This window comes from Janibacter indicus (genome assembly GCF_900176385.1).
GTDB classification, from domain to species: domain Bacteria; phylum Actinomycetota; class Actinomycetes; order Actinomycetales; family Dermatophilaceae; genus Janibacter; species Janibacter indicus.
Genome location: NZ_FWXN01000003.1, coordinates 186904 through 203421 on the forward strand (window position 1 = coordinate 186904; position 16518 = coordinate 203421).

Sequence of the window (16518 nt, forward strand, 5' to 3'; positions counted from 1 at the left end):
AGGAACGACGTGGAGACACGACGACGACGTCGGATCGCCTTCATGGCCGCCGCGGCGACGGCCGCGAGCCTCGGCCTGGCGGCCTGCGGTGACGACGGTTCGTCAGGCGGCTCGGCTCGCCTGACCTGGTACATCAACCCCGACGGCGGTGGCTCCGACCCGGCCGGTGGCGGGCAGGCGCAGCTGGCCAAGGAGTGCTCCGACGCCTCCGACGGCGCCTACGACATCAGCATCCAGCTGCTGCCCAACAGCGCGAGCGACCAACGCCAGCAGCTGCTGCGGCGCCTGGCCTCGCAGGACAAGGGCGTCGACATCATGTCGATCGACCCGGTCTTCGTCGCCGAGTTCGCCGAGGCCGGCTATCTCGCGCCGGTCCCCGAGGACAAGGTCTCCACCTTCACCGACGACGTCGTCGACCCGGCGGTCACCAACGCCACGTGGAAGGACGAGCTCGTCGCGGCCCCCTTCTGGGCCAACACCCAGGTCCTCTGGTATCGCAAGTCGGTGGCGAAGGAGGCCGGCCTCGACATGACCAAGCCGGTCACCTGGGACCAGGTCATCGACGCTGCGAAGAAGACCGACAGCAACATCGGCGTCCAGGCCTCGCGCTACGAGGGCTACATGGTGTGGATCAACGCCCTCGTCGAGGGCGGCGGCGACCACATCGTCGAAAATCCGGGGGCGGACGGCCCGGAGCTGAAGTTCGGTCTCGAGTCCGAGGGCGGCAAGAAGGCCGCCGAGATCATCCAGAAGCTCAACGACGACGGCGTCGGCGGGCCGGCGCTGGGCTCGACCGACGAGACGTCGACGCTCGACATGTTCCAGAACGAGCAGGCCGGCTTCATGGTCAACTGGCCCTACGTCTACGCGGCGCTCAAGGGCGCCGAGGTCGACTGGATCAAGGACCTCGCGTGGACGCGCTACCCGCAGACGACCGAGGGCACCGAGTCCAAGCCTCCGCTCGGCGGGATCGAGATGGGCGTGGCTCAGTCCTCGTCGAACCAGGAGCAGGCGTGGGAGGCCGTCGAGTGCCTCACCTCGCAGGAGAGCCAGAAGGCCTACATGCTCGGCACCGGCAATCCGGCCGCCCGCAAGGCGGTCTACGACGACGCCGACATCAAGAAGGACTTCCCGATGGCGGCGCTCATCCGCCAGTCCCTCGACTCCAGCGGTCCGCGGCCGCTCACGCAGTACTACGGCGACGTCTCCTCGGGCATCCAGCGCGAGTACAGCCCGCCCGGCTCGGTCACCCCCGACAAGACCCCGGAGCAGACCACGCAGCTGCTCAAGGACGTCCTGAACGGAGATGCATTGCTGTGAGTGCCTCCACCGACACCACCCCACGGACGAAGGGGGAGAAGCCTCGCCTGTCTGACCGGGCCCGGGCCGAGCAGCGGCTCGGCTGGAAGCTGGCGATGCCGGCCTTCGTCGTCATGCTCCTCGTCACCGCCTACCCGATCCTCCAGGCGGTGTGGAACAGCTTCTTCGTCTACCGGCTCACCGACCCGGACAACCGCGAGTTCGTCGGGCTCAACAACTACATCGTCTCCTTCAGCGACTCGGTCTTCTGGAGCGCGATGTGGGCGACGGTGCTCATCACCCTGATCACGGTGGTCGTCGAGCTCGTCCTCGGCTTCATCATCGCCCTGGTGATGCACCGGATCGTGCTCCCGCGGCGGACGCTGCGCACGGTCGTGCTCATCCCGTACTCGATCATCACGGTCGTCTCCGGTTTCACCTGGCTCTTCATGTACCAGACCGACACCGGCTTCGTGAACCGCTGGACGAGCTGGATCCCCGGGGTGAGCGACAACTACGACTGGTTCGGCAGCTTCTGGCCCTCGATCTTCGTCATCTGCCTCTCGGAGATCTGGAAGACGACCCCCTTCATGTCGCTGCTGCTCCTCGCCGGTCTGGCTCAGGTCGACACGTCGATGGAGGAGGCCGCCAAGGTCGACGGCGCCTCGTGGATGCAGGTGCTCACCAAGGTGATCCTGCCGAACATGAAGCCGGCGATCATGGTGGCGCTGCTCTTCCGCACCCTCGACGCCTTCCGCATCTTCGACAACATCTTCATCATGACCGGGGGCGCCAACGGGACGAACTCGCTCTCCGGGCTCATCTTCAGACAGACCATCGACCGGACCGAGATCGGCCTCGGGTCGGCGCTGTCGGTGATCCTCTTCCTGTGCGTCCTGGTCATCGCGGCGTTGTTCGTCAAGGGGTTCAAGGTCGACCTGACGCAGGGGAGGAACTGACATGGCCAAGGAGTCCGCCAAGGGCACGGGCATCTGGACGGTGCTCGCGATCCCGATCATGATCTGGACCGTCCTGCCGTTGCTGTGGATGTTGTCGCTGTCGCTGAAGAGCGCCAAGGACCTCGCCAACCCCGAGGCCGCGGTCCTGGGCAACTTCTGGCCCAAGGACCCCACCCTCGACAACTACCGGCTGATCTTCAGCGGCGGGGCGAGCGACCTCTTCATGCCGGCGCTGCGCAACTCGCTCATCGTCTGCCTGCTCGCGACCTTCATCTCGGTCGTGCTCGCGATGTTCTGCGCCTACGCGATCTCGCGGCTGGAGTTCAAGGGCAAGAAGATGATCCTCACGACCGCCCTGGCGGTCAGCTTCTTCCCCGTGGTCGCGATGGTCACGCCGCTGTTCGACGTGTGGAGCCGCGTCGGGCTCTTCGACACCATCCCCGGTCTGATCACCCCCTACCTCGCGCTGACGCTGCCGTTGTCGATCTGGACCATGTCGGCCTTCTTCCAGCAGATCCCGTGGGAGATGGAGCAGGCCGCGCAGGTCGACGGCGCCAGCAGTTGGCAGGCCTTCCGCAAGGTGATCATCCCGCTGGCGACCCCGGGCGTCTTCACCACGGCGATCATCACCTTCTTCACCGCGTGGAACGACTTCGTCTTCGCGATCTCGCTGACCTCCGACCAGGCGCGCACGGTCCCGGCCGCGCTCGCCTTCTTCACCGGTGCCAGCCAGTTCGAGCAGCCGACGGGCGCGATCATGGCGGCCTCGGTCGTCGTGACCATCCCCGTCGTCGTCCTCGTGCTGATCTTCCAGCGCCGGATCGTCGCCGGCCTGACCTCGGGCGCCGTCAAGGGCTGACCCCCGCCTTCACAGAACTGGAGTACCTCCCATGGCTGAGATCACCCTCAAGAACATCGTCAAGAAGTACGGCGACGGCTTCCCCGCGGTCAATGACGTGAGCCTGGACATCAAGGACGGCGAGTTCATGATCTTCGTCGGCCCGTCCGGCTGCGGTAAGTCCACGCTGTTGCGCATGGTCGTCGGGCTCGAGGACATCACGAGCGGTGAGCTCCTCATCGACGGCTCGCGGGTCAACGACCTGTCGCCCAAGGACCGCAACCTGTCGATGGTCTTCCAGAACTACGCCCTCTACCCGCACCTGAGCGTCTTCGAGAACATCGCCTTCCCCCTTCGCCTGGCCAAGGGCAAGCACAGCGACCAGGAGATCGACCAGAAGGTGCGCATGGCCAGCTCGATGCTCGAGCTCGACGACCACCTCGAGCGCAAGCCGGCCAACCTCTCCGGAGGTCAGCGGCAGCGCGTCGCGATGGGGCGGGCGATCGTGCGCGACGCCGACGCCTTCCTCTTCGACGAGCCGCTGTCCAACCTCGACGCCAAGCTGCGCGGGCAGATGCGTACCGAGATCGCCCGGATGCAGCGCCGCATGGGCACGACGACGATCTACGTCACCCACGACCAGACCGAGGCGCTGACCCTCGGTGACCGGGTCACGGTGCTCAAGAAGGGCGTGCTCCAGCAGTGCGCCAGTCCGCGCGAGCTCTACGACCAGCCGGTCAACCTCTTCGTCGCCGGCTTCATCGGCACCCCGCCGATGAACTTCCTGCCGGCCTCGGTCGAGGGCGACGAGCTCGTCCTGCCCTTCTGCCGCGTGCCCGTGCCCGCGGCCGTGCGGGAGCGGGCGGGCAGCGCCGACCTGCTCATCGTCGGCATCCGCCCGGAGCACATCAAGGACTCCGACCTCGGTGACGTGCCGGCGGACGGCATCCGCTTCGACGCGCCCGTCGACCAGACGGAGTGGCTGGGCAACGAGCAGTACGCCTACGTGCCCTTCACCGTCGAGGGGCCGGTCAAGGACAAGCTCGACGAGCTCGACAAGGAGCTCGACGGTGAGGGCATGCGCACCCAGATGGTCATCAACCTCGACCCGCGCTCGCGGGTGCGCGAGGGCGACGACGGGCGCTTCGTCTTCGACCCCGCGCTGATGCACGTCTTCGACCCGGAGACCGGTGACTGCCTCACCCGTGACGACGCCAAGGCGGCCGAGATCGCCCGTCAGTCGGAGGAGGACCGCCAGCGCGGCCTCGAGCGGGCCCGTGCCCGCGAGGCGGCCAACGCCGGCTGATCCAGCACCGCTAGCGAGCCGCGTCGACCCCGAGGTCGGCGCGGCTCGGTGGTTGTGCGCCGGCGCGCGTCACGGTGATCGCCGAGGCCTCGATGCCGCGCTCGATCGCGGCGGAGACGACCCGGCCCCGCGCCTTGCGCAGTCGTCCCTTGACGTCGCCGCTGCCGAGCAGGCCCGCGTCGAGCAGCCCGGAGAGCAGCCCGGCCATGAAGGAGTCGCCGGCACCCACGGTGTCGACGACGTCGACGCGCCGGCCGCGCAGCAGGGTCCGGCGGCCCGAAGGGAGGATCGCCAGGGCTCCCGCGGCGCCCAGGGTGCACACCGCGAGGGAGGGGCCGAGGTCGCACCAGGAGCGCAGCACCTCGGCGATGTCGTTGTGGCCGAGGGGCCGCCCGAGGAGCCACTCGAGGTCCTCGTCGCTCGCCTTGACGACGTCGCTCACGGCGACCCGGCGCTCGATCTCGGTGCGAGCGGTCTCGGGGTCGGGGAAGAGCGCCGGGCGGCAGTTGGGGTCGTAGGAGACCGTGTGGGTGCGGGCCGCGCCGGACATCGCCGAGAGCACGTCAACGCACCCCGGTCGCAGCAGCGCCCCGATCGACCCGGTGTGCACGTGGCCCGGGACCTGCGGCAGCTCGGGCAGGCGCCACTCGATGTCGAAGTCGTAGGTGGCGGCGCCGCTCTCGTCGAGCGTGGCGGTCGCGACCGAGGTGTCCGCGGCGCGGTCGCTGCCGGGCACGAGGCCGACGCCGGCCTCGGCGAGGTGCTCGCCGATCGCGGCGCCGTGGGCATCACGACCGAAGTGGGTCGCCAGCGTCACCCGGTGGTCGAGCCGGGCGAGGCCGACGGCGACATTGAGCGGGCTACCGCCGACGTGCTCGCTGCGCGTGCCGTCCGCCCCGACGACGACGTCGACGAGGGACTCGCCGATGACGAGGGTCGGGGCGGGCGGTGTGGAGCGGAGGCGGCCCGGCATCGGATCAGGAGGACAGCTCGGGGGAGAGGCGCTGGACCTTGGTGAGGTTGTGGTGGGCCTCGACCGTGCGGATCGTGCCGGACTTGCTGCGCATGACGAGCGAGTGGGTGGTGGCGCCCCCGGCGCGGTAGCGCACGCCGCGCAGCAGCTCGCCGTCGGTGATGCCGGTGGCGACGAAGTAGCAGTTGTCGGTCTGCACGAGGTCCTCGGTCGTGAGGACCTGGTCGAGGTCGTGGCCGGCGTCGATCGCGTGCTGGCGCTCCTCGTCGTCGCGCGGCCACAGGCGCCCCTGGATGACACCACCCAGGCACTTGATCGCGCAGGCGGTGATGATGCCCTCGGGGGTGCCGCCCACGCCGAGGAGCAGGTCGATGCCGGTCTCGGGACGGGCGGCCATGATCGCGCCGGCGACGTCGCCGTCGGAGATGAAGCGGATGCGCGCGCCCGCGGCGCGGACCTCGTCGGCCAGGTCGGCGTGGCGCGGGCGGTCGAGCATGACGACGGTGACGTCCTCGGGCTGCTGACCCTTGGCCTTGGCGATCCGCTTGATGTTTTCCTTGACCGGGAGGCGGATGTCGACGACGTCGGCAGCCTCCGGGCCGGTGACGAGCTTGTCCATGTAGAAGACCGCGCTCGGGTCGTACATCGTGCCCCGGTCGGCGACGGCGAGGACGGAGACGGCGTTGGTCATCCCCTTCGCCGTGAGCGTCGTCCCGTCGATGGGGTCGACCGCGACATCGCACGAGGGGCCGGTACCGTCGCCGACCTCCTCGCCGTTGTAGAGCATCGGGGCCTCGTCCTTCTCGCCCTCGCCGATGATGACGACGCCGTTCATCTGCACGCTGGAGATCATCGAGCGCATCGCGTCGACCGCCGCACCGTCGGCGGTGTTCTTGTCACCTCGGCCGACCCAGCGGCCACCGGCCAGGGCCGCGGCCTCGGTGACCCGCACCAGCTCCATCGCGAGGTTGCGGTCGGGGTGCATCACCCCGGGGCTGGGGGCGGACGTCTGGGCCTGGCTCATGCTTCTCCTCCGGGACGGGCGGCTCGACGGGCCGAGCCTATCTGCCGGGTCGCCGGGAGGTGTCCGGGCGCGCCTGTGGCGCGTGCGACCATGGACGTCATGAGTTCTGCCCCCGGCGACCAGGCCGAGACCCCCACGACGTCGGCGTCCGAGCGTGAGCCGACCCCGGCGGAGCTCGCGGCCCAGCAGGGCGTCCCGGCCCGGGGAGCGAGCCACTACGCCAAGGGCACGAGCGCCAACATGATGCGCTCGATGCTCGTCATCGTCGGGATCGGCCTCGCGCTCTTCCTCGTCACCGCACGCCCCAACAGCGTGACGCCGGAGTCGGTCGACGTCGCCTCCGCCGCCCAGTACCGCGGCGGTCAGGCCGGTCAGCCCTTCGCCTATGCCGAGGGCCTGCCCGACGGCTGGGTCGCGACCAGTGTCCGCTACGCCCGGTCCAAGGGCGATGTCATGGTGTGGAACGCCGGCTACACGACCCCGGACGCGCAGTACGTCTCGGTGCAGCAGGCCGTCGACCCCGGCCAGGACTGGGTCGACACCCAGACCAACCAGGGCCGGGTCATCGGGCGCATCGAGACCGACGACGGCACCCGCTGGGTCCAGCGCGATCGCGAGGGCAAGGTCCAGCGCAGCCTCGTCCACGTCCCCGACGACCGGACCGAGCTGACCACCCTCGTCACCGGGACCGGCTCGTGGGAGCAGCTCGAGGAGTTCGCCGAGCACCTCACGCCCGCGAAGGTGACGAAGGCGGGGTCGAGCCCGAGCGTCAGCACCTCACCCGCCTCATGATGTCCGGGTGACCCGATAATCCCCGGCGTCCAGGAGTCTCAAACCCCGGCCGGGGTACCGCGCCAGGCGTCGACGACGAAGGTGTACAGCTCCAGGCCCTCGCCGAGTCGGACCACGGGCGGGTCGAGCGCCCGCCACCGGGTCACCGCCACACCGATCCCCTCGGTGCACTCGCGGGCCAGGGCCTGCTCCGGTGACTCGCCGGGCTCGATGTGCCCGCCCGTCGGCGACGAGCAGCCCCATCGCGACGCGGTGCAGGCGCTCGGTCACGGCAGGCTCAGCCCTCGTCGGACGTGGCCTCGGACCCCAGGCTCGCCTCGGCCTTGTCGAGCCAGGCCTCGCAGTGCGCGGCCAGGGCCTCGCCCCGCTCCCACAGGCGCATCGACTCCTCGAGACGGGCCTGGCCGCCCTCCAGCCGGGCCACGAGCTCGATGAGCTCCTGCCGCGCCTCCTCGTAGGACAAGTCGGCGACGTCGGGCTGCTCCTGCTCGGGCTGCGGGTCGGTGGCCATGGCGACCACTCTAGGTGGGGGCGGGGTCACGAGTCGGTGACCCGGACGGCGAAGTCGCCGTCGGCGACCGTCACCCGCAGCAGGTCGTCGACCCCGAGGTCGGTGCGGGAGGCGACGACCTCCCCTTCGGGCCGTTGGACGATCGCATAGCCGCGCTCGAGGGTGGAGGCGGGCGAGAGGACCCGCGCCTGCGTCCGCAGGTGCGAGACCCGGTCGCGCTCGCGGTGCAGCCGGGCCTCGACCCGGCTGTGCGCACGGCGGCGAAGGGAGGTGACCACCTCGCGCTGGGCCCTCACGAAGGCGGTGCGGTCGGTGAGCACGGGACGGCTCGTCAGGTGGACCAGGCCGCGGCGTTCGCGCTCGACGAGCCCGGCGAGTGCGGACCGGGCACGACCGCGCGCCTCGAGCACCCCGGCACGCTCGGCGGCGGCGTCGGGGCAGACGAGCTTGGCCGCGTCGGTGGGCGTCGAGGCGCGCACGTCGGCGACGAGGTCGAGGATCGGGGTGTCGACGTCGTGCCCGATGGCACTGACGACGGGGGTGCGGGCGTCGGCGACCGCCCGGACCATCGTCTCGTTGCTGAAGGGCAGGAGGTCCTCGACCGACCCGCCGCCGCGGGTGACGATGATGACGTCGACCTCGTCGATGGCGTCGAGCTCGGCGATGGCCGCGCTGACCTCGGTCACGGCCGTCGGCCCCTGCACGGCGACCTGACGGATCTCGAAGGGCAGCCCGGGCCACCGGCGGTGAGCATTTTCGACGACATCGCGCTCGGCCGCGCTCGCGCGCCCGCAGACGAGCCCGACCCGCCGCGGGAGGAAGGGCAGCGGACGCTTGCGCCACGCCTCGAAGAGCCCCTCGGAGCGCAGGTGCTGCTTGAGGTACTCGATGCGGGCGAGCAGCTCGCCCACGCCGACCGGCCGGATCTGGCGCACGTCCATCGACAGCGACCCACGCTGGGTCCAATAGCTCGGCTTGGCCTGCACGACGACCCGGGCGCCCTCGCCGAGCGGGGTCGGCATGGCATCCAGGGCCGTGACCCGGACCATGCACGACAGCGACATGTCGACGTCGGGGTCGCGCAGGGTCAGCCACGCGGTGCGCGCGCCCGGGCGGCGGGTCAGCTGGACGACCTGCCCCTCGACCCAGGTCACCGACATGCGGTCGACGTACTCGGCGATCTTCATGCTCAGCAGGCGCACCGGCCACGGCTGCTCGGCCGTGGTGTCGGCTGCCTTGTCGGGAAGGGGGATGCTCACGGCCCACAGTCAAGCAGCCACCTCGGACGGTCCGGCTGCGGTCAGGGCGTGTTCAGCCCACTCACCTACCATGGAGGGCATGACCACGAGTGCGACCCCGACCGCCGCCACCGACGCCCCGCAGGACGCCAAGCGCGTCCTGCTCGCCGCGCCCCGCGGCTACTGCGCCGGCGTCGACCGCGCCGTCGTCACGGTGGAAAAGGCCCTGGAGCTCTACGGCCCGCCCGTCTACGTGCGCAAGGAGATCGTCCACAACAAGCACGTCGTGACGACCTTGGAGAAGAGGGGCGCGATCTTCGTCGAGGAGACCGACGAGGTGCCCGAGGGCGCAACCGTCGTCTTCTCCGCCCACGGCGTCGCCCCGATCGTCCACGAGGAGGCCAAGGCCCTCAGCCTCAAGACGATCGACGCGACCTGCCCCCTCGTCACCAAGGTGCACCGCGAGGCCGTGCGCTTCGCCGACGACGACTTCGACATCCTGCTCATCGGTCACGAGGGGCACGAGGAGGTCGTCGGCACCTCCGGCGAGGCGCCCGAGCACATCACCCTCGTCGAGGGTCCCGACGACGTCGCCAACGTCGAGGTCCGTGACCCCGACAAGATCGTGTGGCTCTCGCAGACCACCCTGTCGGTCGACGAGACGATGGAGACGGTGCGCCGGCTGCGGGACAAGTTCCCCAAGCTGCAGGACCCGCCCTCCGACGACATCTGCTACGCGACGCAGAACCGCCAGCTGGCCGTCAAGCAGATGGCCAAGGACTGCGACCTGATGATCGTCGTCGGCTCGCGCAACTCCTCCAACTCCGTGCGCCTCGTCGAGGTTGCCATCGAGCACGGCTCGCGCGACGGGCACCTCGTCGACTACGCCGACGAGATCGACGAGGCCTGGCTCGACGGCGTCCGCACCGTCGGTGTCACCTCCGGCGCCTCCGTCCCCGAGATCCTCGTGCGCGGCGTCCTCGACTTCCTCGCCGAGCGCGGCTACGGGGAGCCGCAGCCGGTCACGGCCGCCGAGGAGTCGCTTCTCTTCGCCCTGCCCAAGGAGCTGCGCCGCGACCTCAAGGCCGCCGGCATGAGCGACCAGATGAAGCACGACGCCGGTGCCCTCGGCGACGCGGGTCAGCTGCACTAGTGAGCTCGGCCTCGGTCTCGAGGCTCCTTCGTCGCACCTCGACCAGCGGGGACTACAACCGCTGGCTGATCCTCGTTGCCGTCTCGGCGGCCGCCTGCGCGAGGCGGGCAGCGCCCCCTTCGTCGACGTCGTCGGTGCGATAGGTGACCGCCACCGCGGCCACGGGGTGATCGTCGCGGTCGAGGACCGCGGCGGCGACCGACGACAGGTCAGGTGACACGCTGCCGACCTCGACCGCGTGCCCACGGGCCCGCACGTCGACGAGCAGGCGCCGCAGCGCCGACGGCGTCGTCGGGCCGCCGCCGACCATGACCGACGCCGACGGGTAGAGCGCGGTGACCTGCCGGCGGGGGAGCGCGGCGAGCATCGCCAGGCCGCTCGCGGTGAGCGTCGCCGGCAGCCGCACCCCGACGTCGGTGACGAGCGAAGGGCGCCCGGCCGCGCGTTCCTCGATGACGTAGAGGACGTCGCGACCCGAGAGCACGGCGAGGTGGGCGTTGTGCGTCGTCGCGTCGACGAGACGCTCGACGAGCGGCCGAGCGAGCCGCTGCAACGGGTCCTGGCGCTGGTAGCCGGCGCCGAGTTCGTGCACCGCCGCCCCGATGCCGTAGGTGCGCTCCTCCGCGTAGTGCACGGCGTAGCCCTGCTCCACGAGGACCGCGAGCAGGTGGTAGGTGCTGCTGCGGGGCAGGTCCAGGGCGCGAGCGATGTGGGCCGCGGGGACGGGTTCGGCGCGGCTGGCCAGGTGGGTCAGCGCGCGCAGGGCGTGACGGGCGGAGGTGGCATTGGGCACGGGGGTCCTGTTCTCGGGTGGGGTCTCGAGGCTCGTCGCAGAGCTCCTCGCACCTCGACCAACGTTGGCGTGGTGTGTCTCGTATCCGAGACAGTATTGCCTGTGGAGGTCCTGCGCGGGGCGGCGCCGGGGAGTTGCATGGACCCATGAGCACCGACACCACCACCGTCGTCCTCGGCGACCGGCCCCTCACCATCGACGAGGTCGTCGCCGTCGCCCGCCAGCACGCCCCCGTCGAGATCAGCGACGCTGCCTGGGGGCGCGTCCGCCAGGCCCGCACCGTCATCGAGGGCCTGGCCGAGGACACCGTGGCGCACTACGGCGTCTCCACCGGGTTCGGCGCACTCGCCACCACCCACATCCCGCACGACAAGCGCACCCAGCTGCAGCGCTCGCTCGTGCGCAGCCACGCCGCGGGCATGGGCGAGGCGGTCGAGGAGGAGGTCGTGCGCGCCCTGATGCTGCTGCGCGTGCAGACCCTGGCGACCGGTCGCACCGGCGTCCGCGAGGAGACCCTGCGTCTCTACCTCGCGCTGCTCCAGCGCGGGATCACGCCGGTCGTCCACGAGTACGGCTCGCTCGGGTGCTCCGGCGACCTCGCCCCGCTCAGCCACTGCGCGCTCGTCCTCATGGGTGAGGGTGACGTCGTCGTCGACGGCACCCGGCAGCCCGCCGCCGATGCCCTGGCCGCCGCCGACCTGGCGCCCGTCGAGCTGCACGAGAAGGAGGGCCTGGCCCTCATCAACGGCACCGACGGCATGCTCGGCATGCTCTGCCTGGCGATCCACGACCTGCGCCGGCTGCTCACGACGGCCGACATCGCCACCGCGATGAGCGTCGAGGGCCTGCTCGGCACCGACGACGTCTTCGCCGCCGACCTGCAGGCGCTGCGCCCGCAGCCGGGCCAGGCCCTCTCAGCCGCCAACATGCGAGCGGTCCTCTCCGACAGCCCGATCCGCGACAGCCACCGCGACCCCGCCGCCTGCACCCGGGTCCAGGACGCCTACTCACTGCGCTGCGCGCCGCAGGTCCACGGCGGCGCGCGCGACACCGTCGAGCACGCCGCGACGATCGCTGGTCACGAGCTCGCCTCGGCCATCGACAACCCCGTCGTCACCCTCGACGGGCGGGTGGAGTCCAACGGCAACTTCCACGGGGCGCCCGTGGCCTACGTCCTCGACTTCCTCGCGATCGTCGCCGCCGACGTCGCGAGCATGAGCGAGCGGCGCACCGACCGCTTCCTCGACGTCAAGCGCTCGAATGGCCTTCCTCCCTTTCTTGCCGATGACCCCGGCACCGACTCCGGCCTGATGATCGCCCAGTACACGGCCGCCGGCATGGTCTCGGAGATGAAGCGCCTCGCAGCACCCGCGAGCGTCGACTCGATCCCGAGCAGCGCCATGCAGGAGGACCACGTGTCGATGGGGTGGGCCGGCGCGCGCAAACTGCGCCGCAGTGTCGACGCGCTCGCGCGGGTCGTTGCCATCGAGCTGCACACCGCCGCGCGGGGGATCGCGTTGCGGGCCCCCCTTCGTCCCGCACCGGCCACCGCCGCCGTCGTCGACGCCCTCGCCGAGCACGGGGAGAGCGGGCCCGGCCCGGACCGCTTCACCTCGCCCGACCTCACCGCTGCCCACCTCGCCGTCATCGACGGGTCGGTCCTCGCGGCCGCCCAGTCCGTCACCGGCCCGCTGAAGTAGAAGGAGCCCCACCATGGACGGAGCTCGTCCCGTGCGTGCCCCCCGAGGCACCGACCTGACCGCCCGCAGCTGGCAGACCGAGGCGCCGTTGCGCATGCTCATGAACAACCTTGACCCCGAGGTCGCCGAGCGCCCCGACGACCTCGTCGTCTACGGCGGCACCGGCCGCGCCGCGCGGTCGTGGGAGGCCTTCGACGCGATCGTCGCGACCCTCACCGACCTCGCCGACGACGAGACCCTCCTCGTGCAGTCCGGCAAGCCGGTCGGCGTGCTGCGGACCAACCCGTGGGCGCCGCGCGTGCTCCTCGCCAACTCCAACCTCGTCGGCGACTGGGCCACGTGGCCGGAGTTCCGCAAGCTCGAGGCCGAGGGCCTGATGATGTACGGCCAGATGACCGCCGGGTCGTGGATCTACATCGCGACCCAGGGGATCCTCCAGGGCACCTACGAGACCTTCGCCGCGGTGGGGCGCAAGCGGTTTGGTGGCACGCTCGCCGGCACCCTGACGCTCACCGGTGGCTGCGGCGGCATGGGTGGCGCGCAGCCGCTCGCCGTCACCCTCAACGGTGGTGCCTGCCTCATCGTCGATGTCGACGAGACCCGGCTGCGCCGGCGCCAGTCCAAGCGCTACCTCGACGAGGTCGAGACCGATCTCGAGGTCGCCCTGGCCAAGGTCATGGCGGCGAAGGGGGAGCGCCACGCCCTGTCCGTCGGTCTCGTCGGCAATGCCGCCGAGATCTTCCCCGAGATCCTGCGCCGCCACCGGGCCGGCGAGGTCGAGGTCGATGTCGTCACCGACCAGACGAGCGCCCACGACCCGCTGAGCTACCTGCCGGCGGAGGTCGCGCTCGACGAGTGGCAGCGCGAGTCCGAGGCCGACCCGGAAGGCTTCACCAAGAAGTCGCGCGAGTCGATGGCCGCGCAGGTGCAGGCGATGGTCGAGTTCCAGGACGAGGGCGCCGAGGTCTTCGACTACGGCAACAGCATCCGCGACGAGGCCCGGCACGCCGGGTACACGCGGGCCTTCGGGTTCCCCGGCTTCGTCCCGGCCTACATCCGGCCGCTCTTCTGCGAGGGGCTCGGGCCCTTCCGCTGGGTGGCGCTGTCGGGTGACCCCGAGGACATCGCCGTCACCGACGCGGCGCTCAAGGAGCTCTTCCCGGACAACGAGCACCTGCACCGCTGGCTCGACGCGGCCGGCGAGCTCGTCGAGTTCGAGGGTCTGCCCGCGCGCATTTGCTGGCTCGGCTACGGCGAGCGGCACAAGGCGGGTCTGCTCTTCAACGAGCTCGTGCGCGAGGGCAAGGTCAAGGCGCCGATCGTCATCGGCCGTGACCACCTCGATTCCGGCTCGGTCGCCTCGCCCTACCGCGAGACCGAGTCGATGCTCGACGGCTCCGACGCCATCGCCGACTGGCCGCTGCTCAACGCCCTCACCGCGACAAGCTCCGGCGCGACCTGGGTGTCGATCCACCACGGTGGTGGCGTCGGCATCGGCCGCTCGATTCACGCCGGCCAGGTCGGCGTCGCCGACGGCACCGACCTCGCCGCGCAGAAGCTCGACCGACTGCTCACCAACGACCCCGGCATGGGCGTGCTGCGGCACGTCGACGCCGGCTACTCGCGAGCCGCCGAGGTCGCCGCCGAGCGCGGGGTCCGTGTGCCGATGGAGCCGGTCGTCCGGGACGGGCAGGAGGCGTGAGCGTGGCCCCCTTCGCCTGGAGCGGACGCAGCGACGGTGACGGGCCCGAGCACCGGCGGTTCTGGCACACGGTCGAGGAGGCGGGGTCGGGGTCTCGAGGCTCGGCCGCGGACGGCCTCGCACCTCGACCAGCGTTGCTGTCTCGAGGGTGGTCGCAGAGCTCCTCCCGCCTCGACCAACGTGGGGCGGACGCCGCGCTCGTCGGCTTCGCGAGCGACGAGGGGGTGCGCCGCAACCACGGTCGGGTCGGCGCCGCCGAGGGGCCCGGCGCCCTGCGTGCGGCGCTCGCCTCGCTCGCCGTGCACGAGGACCTCGCGGTCGTCGACCACGGGGACGTCGCGGTCACCGACGGCGATCTCGAAGGGGGCCAGCGTCGCCTCGGCGAGGTGGTCGCCGCCGCCCGCGAGAGCGCCGACCTGACCGTCGTCCTCGGGGGTGGGCACGAGACCGCCTACGGCAGCCACCTCGGGCTCGGGCCGCGTCCGCGTCTCGGCGTGCTCAACCTCGATGCGCACTTCGACCTGCGGGCGGCCGAGCGGCCGACGTCGGGCACGCCCTTCCGGCAGATCGCGGCCGACCGCCACGAGGCGGGCGTCGACTTCGACTACGCCGTCGTCGGCATCTCGCGCACGAGCAACACGAGCACGCTCTTCGACACCGCCGACGAGCTCGGCGTGCGGTGGCTGCTCGACGACGACAGCCAGGAGCCCGGCGCGCCGGTGCGCTTCGTCGAGGACTTCCTCGCCGGGGTCGACGCGGTCTACCTGACGATCGACCTCGACGTGCTGCCGGCCGCCGTGGCGCCCGGCGTGAGCGCGCCTGCGGCACTGGGGGTTCCCCCCTTCGTCGTCCAGGCGGTGTGCGACGCGGTCGTCGCCTCCGGCAAGCTCGTCCACCTCGACGTCACCGAGCTCAACCCGCGGCTCGACGTCGACCAGCGGACCGCGCGGGTCGCCGCCCGGCTGATCCACCGGATCATCACCCGCCACGCCAGCACCCCACGCCAGCAGGAGGCCTGAGCATGTCGACCCTCGTGACCAACATCGGTGAGCTCGTCACCTGCGACGGCACGGGCGAAGGGGGCGTCGGTACCCGCGCCGACCACGCGCTCGTCGTCGACGCCGGGCACATCGCGTGGGTGGGGCCGGCCGCGTCGGCGCCTGCGGCTGACGCGGTCATCGACGTCGAAGGGCGTTGTGTCACACCGGGTTTCGTCGACAGTCACGCCCATCTCGTCTTCGCGGGCGACCGGTCCGCGGAGTTCGCCGCGCGGATGGCCGGGCAGGCCTACGACGGCGGGGGCATCGGGGTGTCGGTCGCCGCGACCCGGCAGGCGAGCGACGAGTGGCTGCGCGCCGCGCTCGAGGCACGTGTCGCCGAGATGCGCGCGCTGGGCACGACGACCGTCGAGGTGAAGTCCGGCTATGGGCTCACCGTCGCCGACGAGGAGCGGGCGCTGCGGCTCGCCGCCGAGGTCACCGACGAGGTGACCTATCTCGGCGCGCACGTCGTGCCCGCCGAGGCCCGCGAGGACCGCGCCGGATACGTCTCGCTCGTCACGGGTGAGATGCTCGCCGCCTGCGCGCCGCACGCTCGGTGGGTCGACGTCTTCTGCGAGCCGCACTCGCCGCACGCGTTCACCGGGGAGGAGGCCCGCGAGGTGCTGGTCGCCGGGCGCGACGCCGGGCTCGGCCTGCGGGTCCACGGCAACCAGCTCGGCCACGGGCCGGGTGTGCAGCTCGCCTGCGAGCTCGGCGCGGCGAGCGTCGACCACTGCACCTACCTCTCGGACGCCGACGTCGACGGCCTCGTGCAGTCGGCCGGGACGACGACGGCGACGCTGCTGCCGGGGGTGGAGTTCTCGACCCGGTCGCCGTGGCCGGACGCGCGGGCGCTGCTCGACGCGGGGGTGTCCATCGCGCTCGCGAGCGACTGCAACCCGGGTACCTGCTACTCGAGCTCGATGCCCTTCGTCATCGCGCTCGCCGTGCGCGAGATGGGGCTGACCCCGAGCGAGGCGGTCGTCGCGGCGACCCGCGGTGGTGCCCGCGCGCTGCACCGCGAGGACATCGGCCGGATCGAGGTGGGCGCGCGGGCGGATCTCGCGGTTCTGGAGGCCCCCAACCACCTGCACCTGAGCTACCGCGCCGGGGTGCCGATCGCCCGGACGCTGGAAGTCTGAGGGACTGCGCATTTCCCCAGGGAAATGCGGAGGGCCGCTGTCATTTCC

Annotated in this window: 15 protein-coding genes and 1 pseudogene; 10 read left to right on the forward strand and 6 right to left on the reverse strand. The window is 71.3% G+C overall.

The window, feature by feature from the left end:
• Window positions 1-9 precede the first annotated feature (9 nt).
• From B9B60_RS04540 to B9B60_RS04555, 4 genes are read left to right on the forward strand one after another with little or no spacing between them, the layout of a single operon-like run.
• Window positions 10-1320 carry an extracellular solute-binding protein gene (locus tag B9B60_RS04540; RefSeq protein ID WP_234993736.1) on the forward strand — a complete coding sequence of 437 codons (1311 nt, stop codon included), beginning with the start codon at window positions 10-12 and terminating at the stop codon, window positions 1318-1320.
• Window positions 1317-2258: a carbohydrate ABC transporter permease gene (locus B9B60_RS04545; RefSeq protein ID WP_072623803.1), complete on the forward strand. Its 942-nt coding sequence runs from the start codon at window positions 1317-1319 to the stop codon at window positions 2256-2258. The genes B9B60_RS04540 and B9B60_RS04545 overlap by 4 nt, the downstream gene beginning before the upstream one ends.
• A gap of 1 nt (window position 2259) precedes the next feature.
• Entirely contained in the window at window positions 2260-3117 is an 858-nt protein-coding gene (locus B9B60_RS04550) for a carbohydrate ABC transporter permease (protein WP_072623804.1), read from the forward strand.
• Window positions 3118-3148: 31 nt separating this feature from the next.
• Complete coding sequence (locus B9B60_RS04555; RefSeq protein ID WP_084450038.1) at window positions 3149-4402, forward strand: ABC transporter ATP-binding protein; 1254 nt, start codon at window positions 3149-3151, stop codon at window positions 4400-4402.
• Between the two features lie 10 nt (window positions 4403-4412).
• On the opposite strand, the gene B9B60_RS04560 is transcribed toward B9B60_RS04555, so the two are convergent.
• On the reverse strand, window positions 4413-5375 hold the full coding sequence (locus tag B9B60_RS04560) for a PfkB family carbohydrate kinase (protein WP_084450039.1): 963 nt from the start codon (window positions 5373-5375) through the stop codon (window positions 4413-4415).
• A 4-nt stretch (window positions 5376-5379) separates the two neighbouring features.
• Complete coding sequence (gene glpX / locus B9B60_RS04565; RefSeq protein ID WP_084450040.1) at window positions 5380-6399, reverse strand: class II fructose-bisphosphatase; 1020 nt, start codon at window positions 6397-6399, stop codon at window positions 5380-5382.
• 99 nt (window positions 6400-6498) lie between these two features.
• Here glpX and B9B60_RS04570 point away from each other — a divergent pair, with 99 nt between their 5' ends.
• Complete coding sequence (locus tag B9B60_RS04570) at window positions 6499-7191, forward strand: DUF4245 domain-containing protein (protein ID WP_159451149.1); 693 nt, start codon at window positions 6499-6501, stop codon at window positions 7189-7191.
• A gap of 38 nt (window positions 7192-7229) precedes the next feature.
• On the opposite strand, the pseudogene B9B60_RS04575 reads toward B9B60_RS04570, so the two are convergent.
• The 3 genes and pseudogenes from B9B60_RS04575 to xseA form a co-directional block, all read right to left on the reverse strand.
• Window positions 7230-7424: pseudogene (locus B9B60_RS04575) on the reverse strand (NUDIX domain-containing protein); the annotation flags it as partial.
• A gap of 44 nt (window positions 7425-7468) precedes the next feature.
• Window positions 7469-7702, reverse strand: a complete 234-nt coding sequence (locus B9B60_RS04580) for an exodeoxyribonuclease VII small subunit (RefSeq protein WP_084450146.1) — start codon at window positions 7700-7702, stop codon at window positions 7469-7471.
• A gap of 26 nt (window positions 7703-7728) precedes the next feature.
• Window positions 7729-8961: an exodeoxyribonuclease VII large subunit gene (gene xseA / locus B9B60_RS04585; protein ID WP_084450042.1), complete on the reverse strand. Its 1233-nt coding sequence runs from the start codon at window positions 8959-8961 to the stop codon at window positions 7729-7731.
• A gap of 79 nt (window positions 8962-9040) precedes the next feature.
• On the opposite strand from xseA, the gene B9B60_RS04590 reads away from it, so the two are divergent.
• Window positions 9041-10093, forward strand: a complete 1053-nt coding sequence (locus B9B60_RS04590) for a 4-hydroxy-3-methylbut-2-enyl diphosphate reductase (RefSeq protein WP_084450043.1) — start codon at window positions 9041-9043, stop codon at window positions 10091-10093.
• A 52-nt stretch (window positions 10094-10145) separates the two neighbouring features.
• Here B9B60_RS04590 and B9B60_RS04595 read toward each other — a convergent pair whose 3' ends face one another.
• Window positions 10146-10886: an IclR family transcriptional regulator gene (locus B9B60_RS04595; RefSeq protein WP_084450044.1), complete on the reverse strand. Its 741-nt coding sequence runs from the start codon at window positions 10884-10886 to the stop codon at window positions 10146-10148.
• A gap of 146 nt (window positions 10887-11032) precedes the next feature.
• Here B9B60_RS04595 and hutH point away from each other — a divergent pair, with 146 nt between their 5' ends.
• The 4 genes from hutH to hutI are packed head-to-tail and all read left to right on the forward strand — an operon-like array spanning window position 11033 to window position 16470.
• A complete protein-coding gene (hutH, locus tag B9B60_RS04600; RefSeq protein ID WP_084450045.1) occupies window positions 11033-12586 on the forward strand; it encodes a histidine ammonia-lyase in 1554 nt (517 codons plus the stop codon).
• A 13-nt stretch (window positions 12587-12599) separates the two neighbouring features.
• The gene (gene hutU, locus B9B60_RS04605) at window positions 12600-14288 is read left to right on the forward strand and encodes a urocanate hydratase (protein ID WP_084450046.1); all 1689 of its coding nucleotides are present in this window, start codon (window positions 12600-12602) and stop codon (window positions 14286-14288) included.
• A 2-nt stretch (window positions 14289-14290) separates the two neighbouring features.
• On the forward strand, window positions 14291-15307 hold the full coding sequence (gene hutG / locus B9B60_RS04610; protein ID WP_084450047.1) for a formimidoylglutamase: 1017 nt from the start codon (window positions 14291-14293) through the stop codon (window positions 15305-15307).
• A gap of 2 nt (window positions 15308-15309) precedes the next feature.
• On the forward strand, window positions 15310-16470 hold the full coding sequence (hutI, locus tag B9B60_RS04615; RefSeq protein WP_084450048.1) for an imidazolonepropionase: 1161 nt from the start codon (window positions 15310-15312) through the stop codon (window positions 16468-16470).
• Window positions 16471-16518 lie beyond the last annotated feature (48 nt).

Bases quoted from the DNA above. Each gene is read 5' to 3' on its own strand.
- B9B60_RS04550 (WP_072623804.1), top strand. From the start codon at position 2,260: ATGGCCAAGGAGTCCGCCAAGGGCACGGGCATCTGGACGGTGCTCGCG.
- B9B60_RS04555 (WP_084450038.1), top strand. From the start codon at position 3,149: ATGGCTGAGATCACCCTCAAGAACATCGTCAAGAAGTACGGCGACGGC.
- B9B60_RS04560 (WP_084450039.1), bottom strand. From the start codon at position 5,375: ATGCCGGGCCGCCTCCGCTCCACACCGCCCGCCCCGACCCTCGTCATC.
- glpX (WP_084450040.1), bottom strand. From the start codon at position 6,399: ATGAGCCAGGCCCAGACGTCCGCCCCCAGCCCCGGGGTGATGCACCCC.
- B9B60_RS04570 (WP_159451149.1), top strand. From the start codon at position 6,499: ATGAGTTCTGCCCCCGGCGACCAGGCCGAGACCCCCACGACGTCGGCG.
- B9B60_RS04580 (WP_084450146.1), bottom strand. From the start codon at position 7,702: ATGGCCACCGACCCGCAGCCCGAGCAGGAGCAGCCCGACGTCGCCGAC.
- B9B60_RS04590 (WP_084450043.1), top strand. From the start codon at position 9,041: ATGACCACGAGTGCGACCCCGACCGCCGCCACCGACGCCCCGCAGGAC.
- hutH (WP_084450045.1), top strand. From the start codon at position 11,033: ATGAGCACCGACACCACCACCGTCGTCCTCGGCGACCGGCCCCTCACC.
- hutU (WP_084450046.1), top strand. From the start codon at position 12,600: ATGGACGGAGCTCGTCCCGTGCGTGCCCCCCGAGGCACCGACCTGACC.
- hutI (WP_084450048.1), top strand. From the start codon at position 15,310: ATGTCGACCCTCGTGACCAACATCGGTGAGCTCGTCACCTGCGACGGC.